Genomic DNA, 22,563 nt, shown 5'->3' with positions numbered 1-22,563 from the left:
GTGACTTTTAAGCAGGACTTGATAATGGACGTGTTCCAGGCGATGACCGTGTTCGTGAAAGTGGTGGAGACCGGCAGCATGACCGCCGCCGCCCGCCAGTGCGAAATGTCGACGACCATGGTGGGTAATCACCTCAAGGCGCTGGAGCAACGTCTGGGCGTGAGCCTGTTGCAGCGTACGACCCGTCGCCAGAACCTGACGGAATTCGGCATTCAGTATTACCGCCGTTGTGTCGAGGTGCTGGGGCTGGTCAATGACTCCGAGCGCATGGCCGAACACGTGCAGACCCAGCCCAGCGGCACGTTGCGCCTCACGGCGGCCCCGGCATTCGGCGCGGAGCGGCTGTCGCCGATGCTCAGTGCGTTCACCCAGCGCTACCCGGAAATCAAGGTCGAACTGGTGTTGAGCAACCAGTTGATGGACCTGGTCGAGCACGGGTTCGACGCCGCGATCCGCTTGGGCGTCCCCGAGTCATCGGCCTTGATCGCCCGCCCCCTGCGCGACTACACCCTGACCATCTGCGCGTCGCAGGATTACCTGAACCGCCGTGGCACGCCGCACACGGCAGACGACCTGCGCGATCACAACTGCCTGGCGTTCGCCTACCCCGCTGGCGACGACTGGCGCGCCGCCGACAAGCTGTGGAAGCTGACAGGGCCTGAAGGCGTGATGGAAATTCCGGTGTCCGGCCCGATGATCGTCAACAGCTCCCCCGCCCTGCGTCAGGCGGCGCTGGCGGGCATGGGCGTGGCGATGCTGCCGGACGTGCTGATCAGCGAAGATTTGAAGGCCGGCACCCTGATTCCGTTATTGCAGGCCTACACGCCACCGAGCCGCCCGATGTGGCTGATGTACCCCCAGGACCGCTACCGACTGCCCAAGGTCAGGCATTTCGTCGAGAGCGCCCTGGCGGCGTGGGGGAAATGAAAAGCTGCCGCCGGGCAGGCCGCAGCGGGGGTGGCTCAAGGTCCGCGACCGACACCAAACCTGTGGGAGCAGCCGGAGCTGTGCGACGGCCGCGAAGGCGGTGGGTCAGCGGATGCATTCAACCCTGACCCGACGCTGTCGCTGCCGTCGTACCTCCGGCGTCTCCCACAAGGTGTGCGGCGTGAGGATGCCCCTGGCAGCGCGAGGGATGCCGTCCGCCACCTCACTCTGACACGACAGGCGCCGCAAAAAACACGTTATGTGGACGCCGGTGCCGAGAGTTCCAAAAACCCCAATTGATAACGGGCATGTCCGGTATCGACAGACAGAAATAGTCGATAAAGCCCTACCTCCGTAAAGTCATTACAACCCTAATCACATGAGTCGAGGTTGGAAATGTCCCGCGCCATCAAATTTCATCGCTTCGGCAAAGCCGATGTGCTCAGTTGCGAGGAGCAGCCTGACCGGTCACCCGGCCCACAGGAAGTGCTGGTTCGTGCCGAAGCCATCGGCATCAGCTGGGACGATGTGTTGTGGCGGCAGAACCTGGCCCTCGCCCCCGTTCAACTGCCTGCGGGCATTGGCAGCGAAATGGCCGGTATCGTCGAGGCTGTAGGTCCGGACGTCACCGATCTGAAAGTCGGCGACAAGGTCGCCAGCTTCAAGGCGATGAGCGCCAACGACTACCCGGTGTGTGGCGACCACGTGCTGGTGCCGCGCAACGCCCTGGTCCGCTACCCCGACGTATTGACGCCGGTGGAAGCCAGCGTTCACTACACGCCCATGCTGCTGGCGTACTTCGCCCTTGTCGACCTGGCCCATGTTCAGGCGGGTCAGACCGTGCTGGTCACTGATGCGGCCTACAGCCCCGGCATCGCGTTCGTACAGTTGGGCAAGGCACTCGGCCTGCGGGTGATTGCGGCCACTCAGCACGCCGAAGACCGCGAATACCTGCTCGCCAACGGTGCTGAACGAGTGATCGTGACCGACGAGGACGACATCTGTCTGCGCATCGACGCCCTGACCCAGGGCCAAGGCATCGAAGCCGTGTTTGACGGTTTTGGCGGCATGCAGATGTCGATGCTCGGTGACGTTCTTGCGCCTCGGGGCAGCCTGGTGCTGTACGGCCTGCGCGGTGGCAACCGCACGCCGTTCCCGGCCCTGCAGGCGTTCAAGAAGAACATGCGCTTCTTCGTGCACTGCCTGGAAAACTTCACCGGTAAAGCGGAGTTGGGGATCGAACAGGACAGCGCGGCGATGAAACGCGCTCTTGAGGTCATCAATGAACTGACCGTCAACGGGCAGCTCAAGCCTGACATTCATCGCACCTGGCCGTTCGAACAGTTCGGCAAGGCGCACAACCATCTGGATGAAGACCCGGTGCGGGGCCGCGTGGTGTTGCTGGTCAAGTAAACGCATCCGCAACACATCAGGTCACGCTTGCCCTGAGGCCGTTCGGTTGACCAAAGGCCAAAAGCAGGCAAGTCTTTTGACCGATTCCAAGGGCAAGTACACGCCCGGGCGGCCCAGAACAGCAGCCGTCTTTTACCACGTCAAGGACTGACACCATGAACCGCACTCAACGCCACGCAGGCGCGCCCGCTCACCTCAGCTGGATCGCCGAAACCCCTGACATCGAGCAACTGCGCATCGATGAACTGATCCTGCCGGGCGCTCACAATTCCGGCAGCGACAAACAATCGCCCAATCTGGGCGTGCCCCAGGAATACGCACAGGACGAATCGCCGCTGGAACAACTGCGCCAAGGGATTCGCGTGCTCGACCTGCGCGTCACCTTCAAGGAAGGCTACGTCGAAGGCGACCCCAACCGCTTCCAGCTATTCCACCTCACCTCCTCTGGCCGAACCGTCGCCATTGACATCGTCGAAGCCGTTCGCAAGTTCTTCGCAGAGCTGGAAAGCTCGGGTGAACCGGCACGGGAAATCGTCATTCTCGACTTCCACCAGTTCGACGGTTTCACTGATCGGGCTCATGCCCAGCTGCAAGCCATGGTCTTCAACGAACTGGGCGCTCGCGTCATACCGGATCGCCTGCGCGGCTGGGCGCTGGAACACCTCTGGGCGCAGCACCCTGGTCGTAATGTCGTCGTCGCCTACAACCACGGCAGTGTGTCCGATGAAGGCTGGGATGGTGTGAGCCAGCGCTGGCCGGGCGAAAACCTGTTTAACACCAACACGCTCAAGGCCTTCGTGGACCAAGTGGCAGGGGAACACAAACGCATCGAGCAGCTGCGCGTCGTGCAATGCGCCAAATATTCTCTACCGCTCCACGCGCCGACCGACCTGAGCCACAAGGTCGATGAGTGGTTCGATTCGGTCGACGAGAACAGTTACATCCAGAACTTCTACATCATTAATACGGACTGGACATCGCGCAGTCGGCTGGTCGCTAACTGCCGGCACGCCAACGCCATTCGTGGCGGGCGCAAACTGAGCCATCCCCGTGAGGAGTTGCAACCCCTGAAACGCTGATTCAGGTGCGGGTGATCAGCCCTTGCCGTGCAATGCGCGTCAGATGGCGGATCACCCCTGCAGCGGCTTCGGCGGTCGGCGACTGAATGACGGCCAGGTCGAACTGGTCGTTGCCAAACCGCTCAAGGGTGTCGTGCAGGTCGATGAATTGAATGAGAAAAGCGTGGGGGCCGTGCTGGCGACGGGGCCAGCCATCAAGGTAGCGCAACAGCGTGGGCTGGTGCGAACCGCCCAGCAGAATCTTCGGATTGCGACGGCTGAACTGGCTGCCGATGGGCGCCAGGCGAACGAGGGGGCGGGGGCTGGAAGTGCTGCTCATAGTGTCGTTTCTCTGCCTCAGTGTTCCGCTGGGCAGCGGTGAGAGGCAACACCGAACCAGCGCTTTAGCGGTATTTCGGTGTCGTTGCTCACGACACCCGGCGCCCCGCAAGTAGCTGTTTAAATCGGCGCATGAGCGGCATCCTAGAGAAGCCGCACGGGGATTGTCAATTGAGTGTGTCAGGCTTTGTCGATTGTTTCAGGAACATTCATTCGCGGATCGCCACCTTGCGCGGCGACGGGCTCTCCAGCGAACTGCGTTCCTGATCGTAAGCGAGGTAGTACTTGTTCACGCTGTTGACGTAGGTGACCACGTTCATCCCCACCTGCTCCATCGCTACCCGCTCCACCTGAAAGAACCACTGATTGGGGTTCAGGCCCTGACGCTTCGCTTCGGTGCGCATCGCTTGAACCCGCTCCGGACCCAGGTTGTAGGCGGCCAGGGTAAATGCCATGCGCTCGCGTTCGTTGATCTTCGGGCTGGCAAAGAACTTGTGACGAATCATCGCCAGATATTTGCTCGCGGCCTGCACGTTGCCGTCGACGTCGTGGATATTGCCCACGCCGACCCGCTGCGCTGCTGACGGGGTGATTTGCAGCAAGCCCGTCGCACCGCTGCCGCCCTTGGCGCTCGGGTTGAGCTGGGATTCCTTGAACGCCAGCGCTGCCAGGTCCAGCCAGTCCATTTTCTGCGCGTCGGCGTGGCGTTGCAGGGTCGGACGCAGTTTTTCCAGACGCTGGCGGTCTTCACGGGCCAGCGGATAGTGAACGCGGTACAAATCCTTGTAAGCCTTCTGGAACGCCGCGTCTTGATTGGCGGGCGGTTCATAGGTTTCGAGGAAACGGTCCACCGTGGCGTGGAGCATCACCGCGTCCTTACGCACGAACCAGCTCATGTCCCCCGGATCGCTCAGCGACAACCCACGATCGACACGCAATTTGGGCATCACCCGCGCCCAGCGCTCGGCAATCGGCTGTTCGACCACGGTCAGGTGATAAATGCCGGCCTGCACCATTTCCAGCACGTCTTCGACGGCAAGGCTGGGATCGACCCATTCGATTTTCACCGGCGGCAATTTGCGCAGGGCCAGCTTCTGGTTCAGTTGCGCGAGGGCTTCGTCGGCAGCGCTCCCGTTGGTCAGCATGACCGTCCGGCCGGACAGTTGCTCGGGGCGCTTGAACACCCGCTCGCCCCGCACACCGACCACCACCAGCGGCACATGGCTCACCACCGGTTCGGTCGCATCGACGTAATGGGCGGCACTGGCGTCGAGCAGTTCGCCAGGCGCTACCATGTCCCCGTCGCCCCGTTGCAGCGCAGCGAGCAGTTGGTCCTTGGCTTTGGGGATCAGTTTGATCGAGATTTTCTGGCCATCGCGGGCATGGCCGTTGAGGTATTTTTCGAAGGCTTGCAGGCGGCGGTATTCGACGCCAATCGGCTCACCCTGCACTTCACCGGAGCTGTTGCGGCTCTGGTTGACGAGCACGCGCAGGACTTTGCTGCTGCGAATGGCCGACAGATCGCGAATCTGGGTTTTCTTGACGATGACCGGCGGCCCTGCCGGGCGGGTCGAGGCCTGGGCGGATGCCGAGTGGCTGACGAGCAGCAGACACAGCGAAATGAATGAGGCTCGGATCATTGACGCTCCGGGAAAATGCCGAAAAAACGGGCTTGAAGTCTGTGTCGGGCAGCTGCGTTCGCCTCAGGCGTGCGCCTGAGCTGGCAACATCACAGGGGTCTAATCATGCCAAGCAGTTGAGTCTGCTTGATTTTTTATGGCTTCAATCGCTCTGGTATTCTTCTCGGCCTCCGGCCTGAGGTGAACCATGCAACTAATCGACATCGGCGTCAATCTTGTGAATTCCAGTTTTGCGGGTAAGGAACGCGACGTTCTCGACCGCGCCTACGCTGCCAACGTGGGGCAATTGATCCTCACCGGCACCAGCGTCGAGGGCAGCGAACAGGCCTTGCAGATGTGCCGCCAACTGGACGAAAGCGGCCAGCGATTGTTCAGCACCGCCGGGGTTCACCCCCATTCGGCGAGCGATTGGACACTGGACACTGAAAAACAGTTGCACGCCCTCCTGAAAGAAAATTCGGTGTGCGCGGTAGGCGAATGCGGCCTGGATTTCAACCGTGACTTCTCCCCTCGCCCGCAACAGGAAAAGGTTCTGGAAGCCCATCTGGCGCTGGCCGTGGCCTTGAACATGCCGGTCTTTCTTCATGAGCGTGATGCCGACGAACGGTTGCTGGCGATCTTGCGCGAGTATCGCGATCACCTGCCCGGCGCAGTGGTGCATTGCTTCACCGGCGAAAAACGCGCGCTGTTCAATTATCTGGACATGGACCTGCACATCGGCATCACCGGGTGGATCTGCGACGAACGCCGGGGCACCCACCTGCACCCACTGGTGCGCGAAATTCCGCAAGGCCGCCTGATGCTGGAAAGCGACGCGCCGTACCTGCTGCCGCGCACCCTGCGGCCCAAACCGAAAAACGGCCGCAACGAACCGGCGTACCTGCCGGAAGTCCTGCGCGAAGTAGCGTTGCATCGGGGCGAAACCCCGGAAGACCTCGCTGCCCACACCACGGCCTGCGCCCGCGCATTCTTTTCGCTGCCTGTGATTGATTGACACCCTCGGGTCATGCACCGAGCAAAACCCTGTGGGAGCGAATTCATTCGCGAAGGCGGTACATCCGACGCAGATGTGTCGCCGCCAAATCCTTCCGCGAATGAATTCGCTCCCACAGGGGGATCTGCGCCTGGAGGCCGGTTTGCCGAACAGGCAACCGGAGGAATTGATACAGATCAACACATCTGTCATGCGCAGCTGAGAAACTGATGGCACCTTGCCTTATCACGTGCAATCACAGAAGAGCTTCCTCATGAGCCGCTGGTTGAGCAACATTTCGCTGAAATACAAATTCTGGGCGGTCAACGCCGTCGCGTTCATCACCACCTTGCTGCTGGTGCTTTATGCACTGAACCTGGAACAGCACAGCCGCGCCGAGGACGCCCGAGTTGCGGTCCAGGCTCAGGCGCAATTGTTGGCCGCCTGGCCTGCCGGGCAACCGGCGCCCACGCCCCCACCGCTCCCCGCGGTGCCGGGGCTCAACGACCTGCTGGCCGAACATTTCACCGAATACGCGGTGGCCGTGCTGGTGCTGATGCTCGCCATGCTCAGCGCCTCGCAGTTGTTGATCCGCTTCCTGCTGACCCACCTCAACACCCTCAAGGACGTGATGCTGCACGTTGAGCGCAGCGGCGATCTGTCGGCGCGTGTGCCTCTCACGGGCGAAGATGAAGTCGGGCAAATGGCCAAGGCGTTCAACGCCATGCAGGCCGGGTATCAGCGCATCGTCGGCACTGTCGCGCAGTCGGCGGCGCGGCTGGATCAGGGCGCGGTGCATTTGGCGACCGGCATGAGCGATGTGCGCGAAGGCATGCTCGGCCAGCAAAGCGAAACCGACCAAGTCGCCACCGCGATCAACGAAATGACCGCCACGGTCTATCACATCGCGCAACACGCCAACGCCACCCGCGACCAATCGCAAAGCGCCGACGCGCTGGCGGGTAGCGGCAAGGCCGTGGTGGACCGGGTGCAGAGTTCGATTGCCGGGCTGTCCAGCGGCGTACAGCAAACGGCAGGAATGATTCAGCGCCTGGCCGAAGACAGCCAGAAGATCAACGGCGTGGTCAACGTGATCCACAGCATCGCCGAGCAGACCAACCTCTTGGCCCTGAACGCCGCCATCGAAGCGGCCCGGGCTGGGGAAATGGGCCGCGGTTTTGCGGTGGTCGCCGACGAAGTGCGCAACCTTGCCAAGCGCGTGCAGACCTCCACCGACGAAATCACCACCATGGTTGCCGCGTTGCAGGCGGGCACCCGCGATGCGGTGGATTTCATGCAGGAGAGTTCGTACAAGGCCGATGACTGCGTGCAGCACGCTCAGGAAGCCGGTGAAGCCCTGACGGCCATCGCCGATGCCGTCGCCCAGATGCGCGAAAGCAACACGCAGATTGCCTTCGCGGCGCAGCAGCAGAGTCAGGTCGCGGAAGAGATGAACCGGGCAGTGGTCAGCATCCGCGACGTCACCGAACGCACCGTGCGCCAGACGGTGGATTCAGCGAGTACCAGTGATGAACTGGCGACCCTGGCGGGTGAGCTGAATACGGCGATCGGGCAGTTGAAACTGCGGGGTTGAAAACCGATGGAGATCCCTGTGGGAGCGAATTCATTCGCGAAGGCGGTACATCCCGCACAGATGTGTCGCCTGCCAAATCCTTTCGCGAATGAATTCGCTCCCACAGTGGGGACACCGCCGTGCTTGCTAGAGGCGCAGGTGAAACCGCAGACGGGATTATTCGCAAAAACCGGGCACGCCGCAGAACCCTGTGGGAGCGAATTCATTCGCGAAGGCGGTACATCCCGCACAGATGTGTCGCCTGCAGAATCCCTTCCCGAATGATTCGCTCCCACAGTGGGGACGCCGCGGTGCTTGCTACAGACGCAGGTGAAAGGGGTCGATTGCTTTCCTCCATTCCACCTATGAAGCCCATAGCAAACCTCGATTCGCCGCGATGCACTCACAGGCCTATTCTGAACCCATCGAAAACGGTTCTTATTAGGCTTTGTGAGGTCAACGTCATGCCCAAATTCATCGCAAACCTGCACCTTGAAGATTTCTTCTCCAGCGCCCATAAGTCCGGGCTGTCGTCGAATCTGGTGCTGTCGTCTCTGGCGTTTCCGCTGTCGATCGTCTCGGGCCTGTTGCTGCTCGACGGTGCGCTGAGCGCCAGCATCGCCTCGGCGGGCATCGGCATTCTGGGGCTCATTGCCGCGCAAGCGATCAAAACCCGAGGCCAGTAACGGTCTCGGGGCTAACCCCTCCCCACTTGTCCATCAGCCAAACACGGTCACCGTCTGACGGCTGATCGCGACCAACTCCCCGCTCGGCGTCCACAACCCTGCTGCCACATGGCCGTAGCCGTCCCGCGCGTGCTCGATCACCGCCTTGTATTGCGTCCAGTCATGGGTGGTCATGGCCGGGAGCGGCTGCACGAATTCAATCGTCCAGGTCAATGAACTGCCCGGTGCCGGTTTGCTCAGATGGGGCAAGACCGCAGGCGGCCAGGTGTCGACCAGCGCCAGCAGATGGGCCTCGGTCAACGGCTCGACCTTCACGTCCCGCAACCGCGCATACCCGCCAATTGCTGGCGATGGCGTGCCGCTGTACGGAAAACCGCCTAGCGCCCAGCGCATCTCGATGAATTTCAAATATTCCGGCATCACGCCGGCAATGAATGGGAACGGCGACACGTCCTCCACGGGTTTCAACGTGGGCGCAGGCTCGGCAGCGACCGAAATCGACGACTCACGGGGCGCGCCGAAGCTGCCTTGAATCAAGGTCACCGTTTCGCCGTTCTGCACTGCCCGCCCCAGCACCTGACTGACCGCCTTGCCTTCGCGCAGGATTTCCACCTCGAACGAGATCGGCACATCAATGGCGGGAGGGCCGACAAAACAGATCGCCAGCGAACGCACCGGCCGGTCGGCGGGCACTTTGGCGCGCATCGCTTCGAATTGCAGCGCCGCCATCAGGCCGCCGAAACAGGAGCGCCCCTGGGACCAGGACGCCGGAATCGTCACGGCCTGCGGGTGGGCGCGAACGGCGTCGAGCAATTCGGAAAAGGTCATGGGCACTCCGTGGGGTTCACTGGAAACATGCCCGGATCTTAGCGAGACGCTGCTTCCCGAACAGCGCTCATAACTGCCAATTCTGCGGCCTGATCGGGATCAATGCCTCGGGGCATCGCCAAAGCAGGCGTGGGCGAGCTTGTCCAACGCCTTGTCCGACTTCTCTTCGGCACGCAGGATGCCCAATTCCCAGCCCGCCATACAGGGCGAAAGGTCGTGCTGGTGTTCCGCTTGGGTGAGCCATTGCAGGTGATCGTGCCAGTCGCCCAGCGCCCCTTGCGCCGACTTCAGGCGTTTCTGCATGCCGTCGGGTTGATGACTGAGTTCGGGGTAGGCCTCGGCGGCGTAGCGCACGCGCTTGATCAACAGCCGCAGGCGATGCCGGTCGTGAGCCGGGTCGGCCATGGCTTCGCGCAGTTTCTTCCACTGTTTGTCCATGCGCTTTTCAATGCGCTGGCGCAGTTTCTTGAGCAACCCGTGACGCTGTTGGGCGCGCAGGAACGCGGGCAGTTGATCGAGCACCCCGAACAGCCGGTTCAATTCCGGAGACGTTGCGACCTGAGGGCAGGCGGTGTTCAGAAACGTCGTGCGTTTGAGCGTTGCCTGATCCTGGCCCTGCTCCACCAAAAACGCGGCCAGCACCTGCATGTCACGCAGCGGCGTGGTCAGGTCACCGACGCCCTTGGCGGCTTCTTCGACTTGGTCCAGCCCCGGCAACCCCCGCAGAGGGCGCAGCACACTGCGCAGACGCCGAACCGTGGTGCGCAGGTCATGCAGCGCTTCGCTGTCGGTGGACGCGGCCAACCTGGCATGGCACGCCAGCAGCTTGACATTGAGACTAAGAATCTCGGCGATCAGGTGATCGACCATGGCAGACATTGAACACTCCTTGGTTTTTCATGATGACGGTTCTTCATGACGACGGCTTGTCTTTGACTGCTGACAAGCGCCAGGGCAAACGGCGACGCAAGTGTTTGAGACGCCGACGCAGGTGCCCCATCGAACCGGAGACACCGGCATAACGCTGGGCTTCGAATTCCTGAGCGAACCCTTCGATGGCCTCGGCATGATTCGGGAAGCGCTGGGCGGCGCGGGATGCGAAGGCCCGAGCCCCTTCCCCCGGCTGACGTTTTAGACCGTGCCGCGCCAACAGACGTGCGAACCTGTTGAACAGGCGCAGTTGCGAATCGCTCTCCCGCCGCCACGGCTTGAACAGCCACAGCGCCAGCAGCCCGAGAATGACCAGCGCGCCGCCCGCGAACACCGGCGCCTGAAAGCCCGAGAACCAACGCCCCAGCACCTGCAATTGCTGCTGTCCCTGATACCCCAGGACCCAGCGCTGCCAGCCGTAGTTGAGGTTATCCCAACTCAAGCGAATCGAATTGATCCAGGCCAGGTGACGGTAGCGCAGCACTGACATTGGCGAATCGGCAAGAAACTCTTCATCGTCGCCGAGTGCCGCTTCCAGCCCCTGTTCGATCCGCGCGGGTGACACGGCGGCGGTCGGGTCGACGCTGCGCCAGCCGACACCCGCCTGCCAATATTCGACCCAGGCATGGGCATCAAACTGGCGGACGCTGATGTAATTGCCATCCGGGTTCAGCTCGCCGCCCTGATAGCCCGCGACCACACGCGCCGGAATGCCCGCTGCCCGCAGCACTAAGGTCATGGCCCCCGCGTAGTGCTCACAGAACCCGGCGCGGCTGCCGAACAGGAAGTCGTCGATGCCGTTCTGCCCGAGGGTCGGCGGTTTCAGGGTGTAGCGGAACGGCTGTTCGGTGAAATACGCCAGCAGGCTTTCCACCAGCGCGTCAGGTTTGGGGTGGCGCCGGTGCATGTCCGCCGCCCATTCCCGGGCCTCAGGATTGCCTTTGGCGGGCAGTTGCAAATCCTGGGAGCGCGCCCCGTCGCTGAGGCTGGTTTCCCGCACCGCGTCGGGCCATGCGTTGACGCTGTACAGCACCGACTGCTCGATGGGCCGCCGTCGCTGCCAGCGGAAATCGCTCATCTGTCGCACACCGACAAGGTCGGTCTCGCCGACGTCCAAGGTCATCAGCCACGGCTTGCCGCTGGGCTCCATGACCACGCTGTAGCTGACTTTTTCACCGGTTTTTTGCCAGTCCGGCGCGTCCGGCACCAGCGCGCGGGACGACTGCGACCAGCGACGCCCGTCGAACTGCTCCAGCGTCAGGCCGCGCCAATACTGCTGATCGCGCGGTGGAACCGGCCCCTCAAAACTGGCGCGAAACACCAGCGCCGCCGACCGGCTCAGCTCGGCCACGTCCCCCGGCGCCATCGTGTCGGAAAGCCCTGTCAGCCCCTTGTTGCTGGGCTGCGGCAGTGACCACAGAGGGTCAAGACGGGGAAAGAACAGAAACAGCAGCACCATCAGCGGCACCGCCTGCAACAGCAGCTTGACCGCCAGTTTCAGGGTGCCCGCCGGTTTGCTGGACAGGCTGGACTGCTGCAGGCCGATCAGCCCCGCCAACAGCGTCGCCACCGGCAGCAGCGTGAACAGCCCCCAGAGCAGCGCGTCTTCGAACAGGTAACCCACCGCCACGCAGAAGAAGCCAAGAAAGATCAGCACCAGCGCATCCCGCCGGGTCTGCATCTCCAGCATCTTGAGGATGAACGCAGCGATCAGCAGCGCAGCCCCGGCATCCAGCCCGACCAGGCTGCCCCGCGCCAGAAAAATCCCCCCCGCCGTGCCCACCAGCAGGCCGCACTTGACCCATGTGCCAGGCATCCGAACACGCATGCGAAAAATCTGGATGCGCCAGAAACTGCACACCAGCCACAGCACCACCAAGGCGATGGGGATGTGCATCGAAAACGGCACGATGACCAGCGCTTGGGCGATCAGCAACCAGTTGAGGCTGACCCGAGGAATCGGCTGGGCGAGGTTGGCGGAGGTCATGCCCACGCCACCTTGAGGCTCGGTTTCATGCCCGCACCCCGTACAGCGCCAATTGCCGCAGGCAGGCCTCGCGGTGCGCGTCGCCGCTGTCCACCGCCGACAGAAAGCCCGGCAGGCGCAAGGCGAACGGCTGCTGTCGGTGGGACAACTCCAGCACCCAATAGCACAGCCGCGACAGGCGCTCTTCGATGTCGCCGCCCAGGGCCATGAAGTCCAGGCACAGGTCGTGGCCGCTCAGGTCAGTGAATTCCTTGACCATCAACCCTTGCCCACGCGACCAGGCTTTCCAGTGCATGCGACGCATGGAATCCCCGGGCTGCCAGGGGCGCAAGCCTTGATAATCATCAACGCCCTGCCCCTGGGTCGCCTGGCCATCGTCGTCGGCGTGGGGCTGAACCCCTTGCAGCAATGGCAGGCTGCCCGCCACCGGGCGCGGGTAAATCAACACGGTCTGCTCCAGGTCCAGCCAGCTCCAGGCACGGAAGATGCCCAGCGGAAACACGCTCTCGACCCGCAGACGCGGTGCCCGCAACCAGCCGCGATTGAGCGCAGGCAAGGTCAGCGCCACCTCCACCTGCTGTTCAGGCTCGACATCGGTTTGCTCCAGCTTTTCAGTGTCCCAGCCCAAGGCGATGGCCTGATGACCGTTGGACGCGCTCTCCAGACGCAGACGCAACTGGACCGGCTCGCCGACAAACACCGAACGGGCATGGGTCGCGCTGAGCACCAGCCCGCTGAAATTGCGGTAGGTATGGAGAATGCCGAGGATGCCCACCGACGACATGAGGAACGTCAGGCCGTAGGCGAGGCTGTTCTGGTAGTTGATCGACACCAGCAGCAGCAAAAACAGCACGAGCATGAACGTGCCCCCCGACCGGGTCGGCAGGATGAAGATCTGACGGTGATTCAGCTCGATCCGCGAAGCCGGGGGGATGCGACGTCCCACCCAGCGCTGCCAGAACGGCTTGAATTGGGGCATCAAAGCACCGGCACCTCACGCAGCAGCCATTGAACCAACGCCCCGCCGCCATGCCCGGTCGGGTCGCTGCGGTCGCGCAGACGATGACCGATCACTGCGGGCAGGATCGCTTGAACGTCTTCCGGTATCACGTAATCGCGCCCGATCAGCAGTGCCCACGCACGCGCCGCCGAGAGGATCGCCAGGCTCGCCCGGGGCGACAGGCCGTAGGCGAACTGCGGCTGACTGCGGGTGGCGTCCACCAACCGCAACACGTAATCCACCAGCGCGTCGCTGGCGCGCACCCGTCGGGCTTCTTCCTGCAAGATGGCCAGCTCAGTGTGGTCGAGAATCGGCTCGATGCGCGGCAGCAGTTCCCGCCGCGATTCGCCCAGCAGCAAGGCTTTTTCAGCTGAACGCGCCGGGTAGCCTAAGGACAGACGCATCAGAAAGCGGTCCAGTTGCGACTCGGGCAACGCAAAGGTGCCACCCTGGCTGAACGGGTTTTGCGTGGCGATGACAAAAAACGGATCAGGCAGCAACCGGGTGGCGCCTTCGATGGTCACCTGCCCTTCTTCCATGGCTTCGAGCAACGCGCTCTGACTTTTCGGCGTGGCGCGGTTGATCTCGTCCGCCAGCACCAGTTCGGCGAAGATCGGCCCGGGATGGAAGGTGAATTGCCCAGTCTCCCGGTCGAAAATCGACGTGCCGAGGATGTCTCCCGGCAACAGGTCGGAGGTGAATTGAATCCGCTGAAAGCTCAACCCCAGCACCCGCGCCAGCGTGTGGCTCAGGGTGGTCTTGCCCATGCCGGGCAAATCTTCGATCAGCAGATGACCGCCGCCCAATAGACAGGTCAGGGCCAGACGGACTTGAGGCTCCTTGCCCAACACCACTTCATTGATTGCGTTGAGACACGCATCCAGTTTTCTGCCCATCGGAAAGCCTCCCCAGGCGACAGCTCTTGGCTAGTAGGACTGCAGCAGATGCCAGACGTGCAGCCACTTTAAAGTCAGCGTAGGCCTTTTCGCCAGAGCGGATGAGAGGAATCGGGAGGAATTATGAGGAGGATGCGGGGACAGGCGTTCTGACGCGAGATTTTCAGGCCAGGCCGGGACCTGTAGGAGCGAATTCATTCGCGAAGGCGGTACATCTGGCGCAGATGAGGGCCTGCCAAATCCTTTCGCGAATGAATTCGCTCCCACAGGGGATTTACGTGTCCGCTAATACCGGCGCATCAGCCGACAGCGAGGCTTATCGCCCGGCGCGGGATTCACGGATGTAGAAACGCGCCTTCTCGGCTTTCTCGTTGCAGCCTTCGAACGCTTCGAACTGTTGCTGGGTCTTGGCGCCGGTCAACAGCGAAAGCGCTTTGGAGTAGCTGACGGTCCCGGCAAAACCTTCGGCTTTGGCGAGGTCCAGTTCGTGCCAGGCAGCGTCCAGGTTGGTCGCGCAACTGTCGCGATAAGCGGTTTTCCCCGCGCAGCCTGTGAGAACAAGGGCGAGCAGTGGCAGGCAGATCCAGGCTTTCATCGGGTGTTCCTCAAGGGTGGAAAGTCAACAATGGAATCAACGATGCGGGTTTGACGATGCGGCGATGTAAAAGTGCCATAACCACAGGTCGCAGGGCCGTTGTTTTTTGTCGTAGCGGTTATACACGCGCCGGATGAAAAACGGCACCCTTGGGCGTAGGGTAGAGCCACTGCAACGGGGAGCCTGCGAATGAAAAAAAGAATCGCGCTGGTCTTGGGGTCCGGGGGCGCCAGAGGCTATGCACACATCGGGGTGATCGAAGAACTGGAGCGACGCGGCTACGACATTGCCTGCATCGCCGGTTGCTCGATGGGGGCGGTGATCGGGGGGATTTACGCGGCGGGCAAACTGCCGGAATACAAGGCCTGGATTGAAAGCCTGGATTACCTCGACGTGCTGCGGCTGGTGGACGTGAGCTTCAGATTGGGTGCGATTCGCGGGGAAAAAGTCTTCGGGCAGATTCGCGAGATCGTCGGCGAGATCAACATCGAAGACCTGCGTATTCCCTACACCGCCGTGGCCACGGACCTCACCAATCAGCAGGAAATCTGGTTTCAGGAAGGCAACCTGCACTCGGCCATGCGTGCGTCGGCGGCCATTCCCAGCCTGTTCACCCCGGTGGTTCAGGGCAATCGCACGCTGGTGGACGGCGGCCTGCTCAACCCGTTGCCCATCGTGCCGGTGGTGTCCAGCCACTGCGACCTGATCGTGGCGGTCAACCTCAACTCCACCAACCAGAAGCAATACCACTTGCCGGTGATCGAACGCCCGCCGGCCGTGAAGAAACGCTTCGACGCCCTGATCAACTCCATCGGCTCGCACCTGCCGTTCCGGCGCAAGATGGACGTGGCGGCGGGCGATGTGTTGCGTCTGGAGCAGGACAGCCTCAAGACCACGGCGGCCACCCTGCCCGACTCCTGGCTGGGCCAACACGACGCCGACTCTGCCGATCCCCAAGGCCAGCAACCCGCCGCCGCGCCGACCGAACCGGGCGCTCCGAAGTCGGCCAGCGGCTCGGTGATCATCGACAACGTCGGGCCTGCGTCCCTGCTCGATTTGATCAACCAGAGTTTCGAAGTAATGCAGACGTCCCTGGCGCAGTACAAGATCGCCGGGTATCCGCCGGACATCCTGATCAACGTGCCCAAGCGCGTGTGCCGGTTTTTCGAGTTCTACAAGGCCCCGGAGCTGATCGCACTGGGACGGGAGATTGCGCGGGATACGCTGGATCGGTATGAGCGGGAGCATTGAGAGCAAGGGTGTACAGAAACCTCAAGACGCCACCAACCTATACCCCACCCCCGCCTCGGTCAGGATGAACCGGGGTGCAGCGGGGTCATCCGCCAGTTTCTGCCTCAAGTGCCCGACGACGATGCGCAGGTAATGGGTGTCTTCCACATGGGTCGGGCCCCAGATGTCCTTGAGTAATTGCTGCTGGGTGATGACCCGCCCCGGATGCCGCGCGAGTTGTGCCAACACCGCGTATTCCTTTTTGGTCAGAGCGACTTCGTTGCCGTCCAGCAGCACCCGCCGATACGCAAGGTCCACGGTCAGCGGGCCGATCACCAGCGCCGAGTCGGCCTGCCCGGTGTCCGGTGCCTGCCGCAACAATGCGCGAATCCGCGCCAGAAACTCCTGAATCCCGAACGGTTTGGTCACGTAATCGTTGGCCCCGGCGTCGAGGGCGCGGACCTTTTCAGCCTCGCTGGCGCGCACGGACAGCACCAGCACCGGCACGGTCGACCATTCGCGAAACTGGCTCAGCACGTCTTGTCCGTCGATGTCCGGCAAACCGAGGTCGAGCACCAGCAGATCCGGCTTGTTCAGCGCCGCCTGGGTGAGGCCTTCGGTGCCGGTTCCGGCTTCGATCACGGTGTAGCCTTGTGAGGCGAGGCTGATGCGCAGGAATTTGCGGATCTGCGGTTCGTCGTCGATCACCAGAATGGTTGCGGTCTGGCTCATGGTTTTCCTGTCACGTTGTCACCCTTGGTCCGTAACGGACCCAAAACCTGTAGGAGCGAATTCATTCGCGAAAAATAGTCCAGTCGATAGAACAGTGTCGACCGTACGATCCCTTCGCGAATGAATTCGCTCCCACAGGTTGATTGGCGACACCGGTGAGTCATTCATTTACAGGCCTGTTTTTTTTGTTAACACCGAGGGTCACCCATCGCCTATTCACCACACCTGCTCCACGTCCGCCTGCGGCTGGGCCTGCAACGGCAGGTGCAGCGAGATGCAGGTGCCGCGTCCGTCGATGCCCTCGCCGACGCTGATCCGCCCGCCATGGGCACCGACCATGCCCTGACAGATCGCCAGCCCCAGCCCGGTGCCCTGCCCGCCGCGATCCCCCCGGGCGGCGGTGTAGAACATGTCGAAAATCTTCGCCCGCTCGGCTTCCGGAATCCCCGGCCCTTCGTCGCTGACAGCAAAGGTCAGCTCATCGCTCGACGCGGCGACCCGAATCTGCAGGCGGCCATGGGTCGGCGAGAAGCGCGCGGCGTTTTCCACCACGTTGATCAGCGCTTGTTCGATCAGCGCCGCGTGCACGTACAGCAGCGGCAGTTCGGCGGAGAGTTCCGTGCTGACCTGCAACGGCGCCAGCACCGCACGCAAGCGGTTGAGGGAGCTGCCGACGATGTCTCCCGGCGAGACCCAGTCCCGCGCCAGTTTCAGCGCGCCGTGACCCAGTCGGGTCATGTCCAGCAGGTTCTGGATGTAGCGGTCCAGCCGCTCGGCCTCGTCGCGAGTGCCTTCCAACAGCTCGCGGCGGTCGTCCAGCGGAATCGCCTCACCCAACGCCAACAGGCTGTCGATGCTGCCGCGCATCGCGGTCAGCGGGGTGCGCAGGTCGTGGGACACCGAGGCCAGCAAGGCGCTGCGCAATTGTTCGGTTTCGCCGTGAAGACGCGCGGCTTCCAGGTCTTCGGCCAGTCGCGCACGGGCCAAGGCTTGCCCGAGCGGCTGACTCAACGCCGTCAACAATCGCCGACGCTGGGCGCTGAACGTCTGCCCCGGACGCGACCGCACGCCGAGCAACGCCAGCGGCGCCTCATCGACCCACAACGGCAGCCACCACCACTCACCCGACGGCAGCGTCCCGGTGCCTCGGCCTGCGGGCTGGCCGTGTTGCCAGGCCCAGTCGGCGGCGGCGCGTTCGAACTCGGAAAACTCCAGCGCGCCGCCGACCTCGACCTTCCAGCCTTGATCGCCGTCCCGGTCAAGCATGCAGACGCTCAGTTCTTTCCAGCCCGACAGGTGATGGTCGGCGGCGCTCAGCACGGCCTGCCGGTCGGTGGCGGCGGTGAGGCGTTTCGACAGGTCGAGCAGCTCGCTGGTCTCTTCCTGGGTGTCGCGCAACGCCTGCAATTGGCGACGCTGGCGGGCGGCGAGATTGCCGGTCAGCGCGGCCATCATGAGGAAGAACAGCAGGGTCAGCACGTCTTCTTCGCGCTGAATACTCAGGGAGAAATTCGGCGGAATGAACAGAAAGTCATAGGCCAGAAACGACAGCACCGAGCAAACCATCGCCGGGCCCACGCTGCTGCGCACCGCCACCAGCAACACCGCTGCGAGAAACACCAGCGAGATGTTCGGCAAGGCCAAGACACTGGACACCGCCCAGGCCAGCGCGCTGGCGCAGATCGTCGCCAGCACGGCCAACAGATAGTCGAACCCGCTGAGCGTGCGGGGCGTGGTCGAATACGGCTGATCGGGTCGCGCTTCGCTGTCCAGCACGTTGATTTCCAGGCCGTGGGCATTGCGCAGCAGACGCGACGCCAGCCCACCGCCGAACACCCGTCGACGCAATAAAGGCCGCGACTGCCCCACCAGCACCAGACTGGCGCGGCGTTCGGCGGCGTGCTGGATCAGGGTTTTCGCCACTTCCGGGGCCCGCAGGACCACGACTTCGCCGCCCAACCGTTCCGCCAGCTGCTGCGCGCTTTGCAGGCGGCTGCGCGCCAGTTCATCGAAAAAACGGCCATTGTCGACGTGCACCAGTGTCCACGGCAGGTGCCTGCGCTGAGCCACGCGGCTGGCGTGTCGCACGAGACGCTCGGCCTGGGCATCGCCATCGACCCCCACCAGCAAGCGACCACGAACGGCGGGCGCCGACTGGCCCAGTTGCCGATACCCCAAGGCCAGATCGTTATCGACCTGGGCCGCTGCGGTTTGCATCGCCAGTTCGCGCAGGGCGGTGAGGTTGGTCTGGGTGAAGAACGCGTCGATGGCCGCTCGCGCCTGCTCCGGCACGTAGACCTTGCCATCGCGCAGTCGCTCCAGCAGTTCTCGCGGCGGCAGGTCGATCAACACCAGTTCGTAAGCTTCCTGCAGCACCCAGTCCGGCAGGGTTTCGCGGACCTGCACGCCGGTGATGCCGCGCACCTGATCGTTGAGGCTTTCGAGGTGTTGCACGTTGACCGTGGTGTAGACGTCGATCCCCGCCGAAAGCAGCTCCTGAATGTCCTGCCAGCGTTTGGCGTGGCGGCTGCCCGGCGCGTTGCTGTGGGCCAGTTCATCCACCAGCACCAGCTTTGGCCGGGCCGCGAGCAAGCCGTCGAGGTCCATTTCTTCCAGCACCACGCCCCGGTATTCGGAACGCAGCATGGGCAATTGCGGCAGGCCGCCGAGCAGGGCTTCGGTTTCGGCGCGGCCATGGGTTTCGACAACCCCGGCCAACAACGACACCCCTTGGCGCAGTTGCGTGTGCGCGGCCTGCAACATGGCGAAGGTCTTGCCCACGCCGGGAGCAGCGCCGAGAAACACCTTCAAGCGGCCACGGTCATCCCGGGGGAGCGTGGCCAGCAAGGCATCGGCGCGGGTGTCTGAGTTCACGGGGTTGTCCTGATGTAATGATCAAATCGTAGCGCGGTGCCCCGGTGTAGGAGCGTGGCTTGTCCCGCGATCTGCCGGGAACCGGCAGCAAAACTGGACACCTCGGCCTCGTCAGACGCACCGCGTGCGCTGACTTTACGACGGGTTCCCCGCCGATCGCGGGACAAGCCACGCTCCTACATGTGGAACATCGTTATTGGCGAATCTCACTTAAACGCTGGTTCAACGCCAGCACATTCACCACTGCCGGGCCAATCAGCGGGCTGTAGGTGTTGGCCACCACCAGCCGCTGCACGGTCTCCCGAGACACATGCCGCGCCGCCGCCACCCGCGTCACTTGATAATCGGCAGCGGCTGGCGACAGATGAGGGTCGAGACCGCTCCCCGACGTGGTCAGCAGGTTCAACGGCACCGGCCCCTGCCCTTCCACCTGTTCTTTCGCCGCATCATCACCGATCCGGGTGGCCAGCGCAGGATTGCTCGGGGCCAGGTTACTCGCCCCACTCGCCACCGTGGCATAAGCCCCGGCCGACGGACGAGGGTGAAACCATTCTTCGCCGGTAAAATTCTGCGCGATCAATTCCGAGCCGCGCACCTTGTCCTGATCGTCATACACCAGGCTGCCGTTGGCCTGTTCCGGGAACGCCACTTGCGCGACGCCGGTCACCACCAGCGGATAAGCCACGCCGGTGATCAGGGTCATCAGCACGATCAGGCTCACAGCGGGACGCACTATAGTCGACATCATTCATTCCTCAATCAAATCGGGTCGCGACGAGGCAGGACACGCCACCCCGCCGCCGAAAAACAGCGCTTACACCAGATGCAGGCCGGTCAACAGCAGGTCGATCGCCTTGATCCCCACGAACGGCACGAGAATCCCCCCCAGCCCGTAGATCAGAAGGTTGCGACGGAGCAGGTGCGCCGCACTCGCCGCCTGCACCCGCACGCCGCGCAAGGCCAGCGGAATCAGCACCACGATGATCAGCGCGTTGAACACGATGGCCGACAGAATCGCGCTCTGCGGGCTCGCCAAACCCATGATGTTGAGCACGCCCAATTGCGGGTAGATCGCCGCGAACAGCGCGGGCAGGATCGCGAAGTATTTGGCCACGTCGTTGGCGATGGAGAACGTGGTCAGCGCACCTCGGGTGACCAGCAATTCCTTGCCCACTTGCACCACGTCCAGCAGCTTGGTGGGGTCGCTGTCCAGATCGACCATATTGGCCGCTTCCCGCGCCGCCTGGGTGCCGTCGTTCATCGCCATGCCGACGTCCGCCTGGGCCAGCGCCGGAGCGTCGTTGGCGCCGTCGCCGCACATCGCCACCAGACGCCCGTCGTTCTGTTCCTGACGAATGCGCTCCAGTTTTTTCTCCGGCGTGGCTTCGGCCAGCACGTCGTCCACCCCCGCTTCAGCAGCAATGGCGGCGGCGGTCAGCGGGTTGTCGCCGGTGACCATGACCGTGCGAATTCCCAGTTTGCGCAGCTCATCAAAACGCTCGCGGATGCCTGGCTTGACCACGTCCTTGAGGTGAATCGCGCCCAGCAGCGTGTTGTCGACCGAGACCAGCAGCGGCGTGCCCCCGGTCTTGGCGATCTTGTCGATCTCTCGGGCCAGGCTTTGCGGCAGGTCGGCGCGGTCACGGCCAATGAATGTCAGCAGCGAATCCACGGCGCCTTTGCGGTACACGCGGCCGTTGAAATCCACCCCGGACAAGCGCGTTTCAGCGCTGAACGGCACGGCGGTCAACTGGCTCAGCACAGGCTCGGCCATGGGGTGCAGGCCCCGCAGGTACTCGACGATGGATTTGCCCTCGGCGGTGTCGTCGGCCAGCGAGGCCAGCAGCGTGCCTTCGCTCAGCTCCTTGCCACTTACGCCGGGCGCCGCATAGACCGCTGCGCAGCGACGATTACCGAAGGTGATGGTGCCGGTCTTGTCCAGCAGCAACACGTGCACATCCCCCGCCGCTTCCACGGCCCGGCCGGATTTGGCGATGACGTTCAGGCGCACCAGGCGGTCCATCCCCGCGATGCCGATGGCCGACAGCAGGCCGCCGATGGTGGTGGGAATCAGCGTCACCAGCAACGCCACCAGAAACACCAGCGGCAGGCTGCCCCCGGCGAAATGGGCAAAGGGTTGCAGGGTCACGACCACCAGCAGAAAGATCAGGGTCAGGCCGATCAGCAGGATGTCCAGCGCGACTTCGTTGGGGGTTTTCTGGCGTTTGGCGCCTTCCACCAGCGCAATCATGCGGTCCAGCGTTGACTCGCCGGGGTTGGCGCTGATGCGTACCAGTAGCCAGTCCGAGACCAGCCGGGTGTTGCCAGTGACCGCCGAACGGTCGCCGCCGGACTCGCGAATCACCGGCGCGGATTCCCCGGTGATCGCCGCTTCGTTCACCGCCGCGATGCCTTCGATGACCTCGCCGTCGCCGGGAATCAGCTCCCCCGCTTCGACGCGCACCACGTCGCCCCTGCGCAAGGTGCTGGCGTTGACCGTGATAAACGCGCCGTTCGCCCCTTGCAGGCGGGCTTTCAGGCCTTCGCTCCCGGCCTTGAGGCTGTCGGCCCGTGCTTTGCCACGTCCCTCGGCCAAGGCTTCGGCGAAGTTGGCGAACAGCACGGTGAACCACAGCCACACCGCAATCTGCACCGCGACGAAGGTCGGCACGGCCGGGTTGGGGATCAGGCACAGGATGGTGGTGAGGATCGCGGTCAGCTCGACCACCAGCATCACCGGCGCACGTTGCAACTGACGCGGGTCGAGTTTGACGAAGGCCTGAACCAACGCCGGACGCCACAAGGCAGCGATGGCGGTTTTCGCAGGTTCGGCGGTGTGCTCGGGGTGCTTTGTCACAGGCGCATGCATGTTCATGATTCGG

Annotated in this window: 19 protein-coding genes; 7 read left to right on the top strand and 12 right to left on the bottom strand. The window is 63.1% G+C overall.

Annotated elements, in window-relative coordinates; translation table 11 throughout:
• Positions 1–24 precede the first annotated feature (24 nt).
• The 3 genes from ACWKWE_RS27045 (at position 25) to ACWKWE_RS27035 (ending at position 3,419) form a co-directional block, all read left to right on the top strand.
• On the top strand, positions 25–927 hold the full coding sequence (locus ACWKWE_RS27045) for a LysR family transcriptional regulator (RefSeq protein WP_166595223.1): 903 nt from the start codon (positions 25–27) through the stop codon (positions 925–927).
• Positions 928–1,323: 396 nt separating this feature from the next.
• Positions 1,324–2,340 carry a zinc-dependent alcohol dehydrogenase family protein gene (locus tag ACWKWE_RS27040; RefSeq protein ID WP_166595222.1) on the top strand — a complete coding sequence of 339 codons (1,017 nt, stop codon included), beginning with the start codon at positions 1,324–1,326 and terminating at the stop codon, positions 2,338–2,340.
• A 155-nt stretch (positions 2,341–2,495) separates the two neighbouring features.
• Entirely contained in the window at positions 2,496–3,419 is a 924-nt protein-coding gene (locus ACWKWE_RS27035; RefSeq protein WP_483852219.1) for a PI-PLC domain-containing protein, read from the top strand.
• Between the two features lies 1 nt (position 3,420).
• On the opposite strand, the gene ACWKWE_RS27030 is transcribed toward ACWKWE_RS27035, so the two are convergent.
• Positions 3,421–3,738, bottom strand: a complete 318-nt coding sequence (locus tag ACWKWE_RS27030) for a class I SAM-dependent methyltransferase (RefSeq protein WP_166595220.1) — start codon at positions 3,736–3,738, stop codon at positions 3,421–3,423.
• Positions 3,739–3,946: 208 nt separating this feature from the next.
• Positions 3,947–5,377 (bottom strand): MltF family protein, encoded by a 1,431-nt coding sequence (locus ACWKWE_RS27025; protein WP_483852218.1) that lies wholly within the window; start codon positions 5,375–5,377, stop codon positions 3,947–3,949.
• 187 nt (positions 5,378–5,564) lie between these two features.
• On the opposite strand from ACWKWE_RS27025, the gene ACWKWE_RS27020 reads away from it, so the two are divergent.
• From ACWKWE_RS27020 to ACWKWE_RS27010, 3 genes are all read left to right on the top strand, one after another.
• Positions 5,565–6,371, top strand: a complete 807-nt coding sequence (locus ACWKWE_RS27020; protein WP_483852217.1) for a TatD family hydrolase — start codon at positions 5,565–5,567, stop codon at positions 6,369–6,371.
• A 253-nt stretch (positions 6,372–6,624) separates the two neighbouring features.
• A complete protein-coding gene (locus ACWKWE_RS27015) occupies positions 6,625–7,944 on the top strand; it encodes a methyl-accepting chemotaxis protein (RefSeq protein ID WP_483852216.1) in 1,320 nt (439 codons plus the stop codon).
• Positions 7,945–8,387: 443 nt separating this feature from the next.
• A complete protein-coding gene (locus ACWKWE_RS27010) occupies positions 8,388–8,609 on the top strand; it encodes a hypothetical protein (protein WP_483852215.1) in 222 nt (73 codons plus the stop codon).
• Positions 8,610–8,642: 33 nt separating this feature from the next.
• Here ACWKWE_RS27010 and ACWKWE_RS27005 read toward each other — a convergent pair whose 3' ends face one another.
• From ACWKWE_RS27005 to ACWKWE_RS26980, 6 genes are all read right to left on the bottom strand, one after another.
• Positions 8,643–9,437, bottom strand: a complete 795-nt coding sequence (locus ACWKWE_RS27005; protein WP_483852214.1) for an acyl-CoA thioesterase — start codon at positions 9,435–9,437, stop codon at positions 8,643–8,645.
• A gap of 99 nt (positions 9,438–9,536) precedes the next feature.
• Entirely contained in the window at positions 9,537–10,316 is a 780-nt protein-coding gene (locus ACWKWE_RS27000) for a CHAD domain-containing protein (RefSeq protein ID WP_483852213.1), read from the bottom strand.
• Positions 10,317–10,350: 34 nt separating this feature from the next.
• The gene (locus tag ACWKWE_RS26995) at positions 10,351–12,354 is read right to left on the bottom strand and encodes a transglutaminase TgpA family protein (RefSeq protein WP_483852212.1); all 2,004 of its coding nucleotides are present in this window, start codon (positions 12,352–12,354) and stop codon (positions 10,351–10,353) included.
• Positions 12,355–12,379: 25 nt separating this feature from the next.
• The gene (locus ACWKWE_RS26990; protein ID WP_483852211.1) at positions 12,380–13,333 is read right to left on the bottom strand and encodes a DUF58 domain-containing protein; all 954 of its coding nucleotides are present in this window, start codon (positions 13,331–13,333) and stop codon (positions 12,380–12,382) included.
• Positions 13,333–14,250: an AAA family ATPase gene (locus tag ACWKWE_RS26985; RefSeq protein ID WP_166595211.1), complete on the bottom strand. Its 918-nt coding sequence runs from the start codon at positions 14,248–14,250 to the stop codon at positions 13,333–13,335. The genes ACWKWE_RS26990 and ACWKWE_RS26985 overlap by 1 nt, the downstream gene beginning before the upstream one ends.
• 316 nt (positions 14,251–14,566) lie before the next feature.
• The gene (locus ACWKWE_RS26980; RefSeq protein ID WP_166595210.1) at positions 14,567–14,845 is read right to left on the bottom strand and encodes a hypothetical protein; all 279 of its coding nucleotides are present in this window, start codon (positions 14,843–14,845) and stop codon (positions 14,567–14,569) included.
• A 189-nt stretch (positions 14,846–15,034) separates the two neighbouring features.
• On the opposite strand from ACWKWE_RS26980, the gene ACWKWE_RS26975 reads away from it, so the two are divergent.
• Positions 15,035–16,096 (top strand): patatin-like phospholipase family protein, encoded by a 1,062-nt coding sequence (locus ACWKWE_RS26975; RefSeq protein WP_166595209.1) that lies wholly within the window; start codon positions 15,035–15,037, stop codon positions 16,094–16,096.
• A 21-nt stretch (positions 16,097–16,117) separates the two neighbouring features.
• Here ACWKWE_RS26975 and ACWKWE_RS26970 read toward each other — a convergent pair whose 3' ends face one another.
• The 4 genes from ACWKWE_RS26970 to kdpB all read right to left on the bottom strand — a co-directional run bounded on the left by ACWKWE_RS26970 (position 16,118) and on the right by kdpB (position 22,556).
• A complete protein-coding gene (locus ACWKWE_RS26970; protein ID WP_166595208.1) occupies positions 16,118–16,807 on the bottom strand; it encodes a response regulator in 690 nt (229 codons plus the stop codon).
• A 216-nt stretch (positions 16,808–17,023) separates the two neighbouring features.
• Entirely contained in the window at positions 17,024–19,681 is a 2,658-nt protein-coding gene (locus tag ACWKWE_RS26965) for a DUF4118 domain-containing protein (protein ID WP_483852210.1), read from the bottom strand.
• A 193-nt stretch (positions 19,682–19,874) separates the two neighbouring features.
• Positions 19,875–20,426, bottom strand: a complete 552-nt coding sequence (gene kdpC, locus ACWKWE_RS26960) for a potassium-transporting ATPase subunit KdpC (RefSeq protein WP_483852209.1) — start codon at positions 20,424–20,426, stop codon at positions 19,875–19,877.
• Between the two features lie 69 nt (positions 20,427–20,495).
• Positions 20,496–22,556, bottom strand: coding sequence for a potassium-transporting ATPase subunit KdpB (gene kdpB / locus ACWKWE_RS26955; protein WP_483852208.1), 2,061 nt, complete (start codon positions 22,554–22,556; stop codon positions 20,496–20,498).
• Between the last annotated feature and the right edge of the window lie 7 nt (positions 22,557–22,563).

The sequence above is a fragment of the Pseudomonas salicis genome, assembly GCF_057128705.1.
This window is presented reverse-complemented; position numbering and strand designations above follow the sequence as displayed.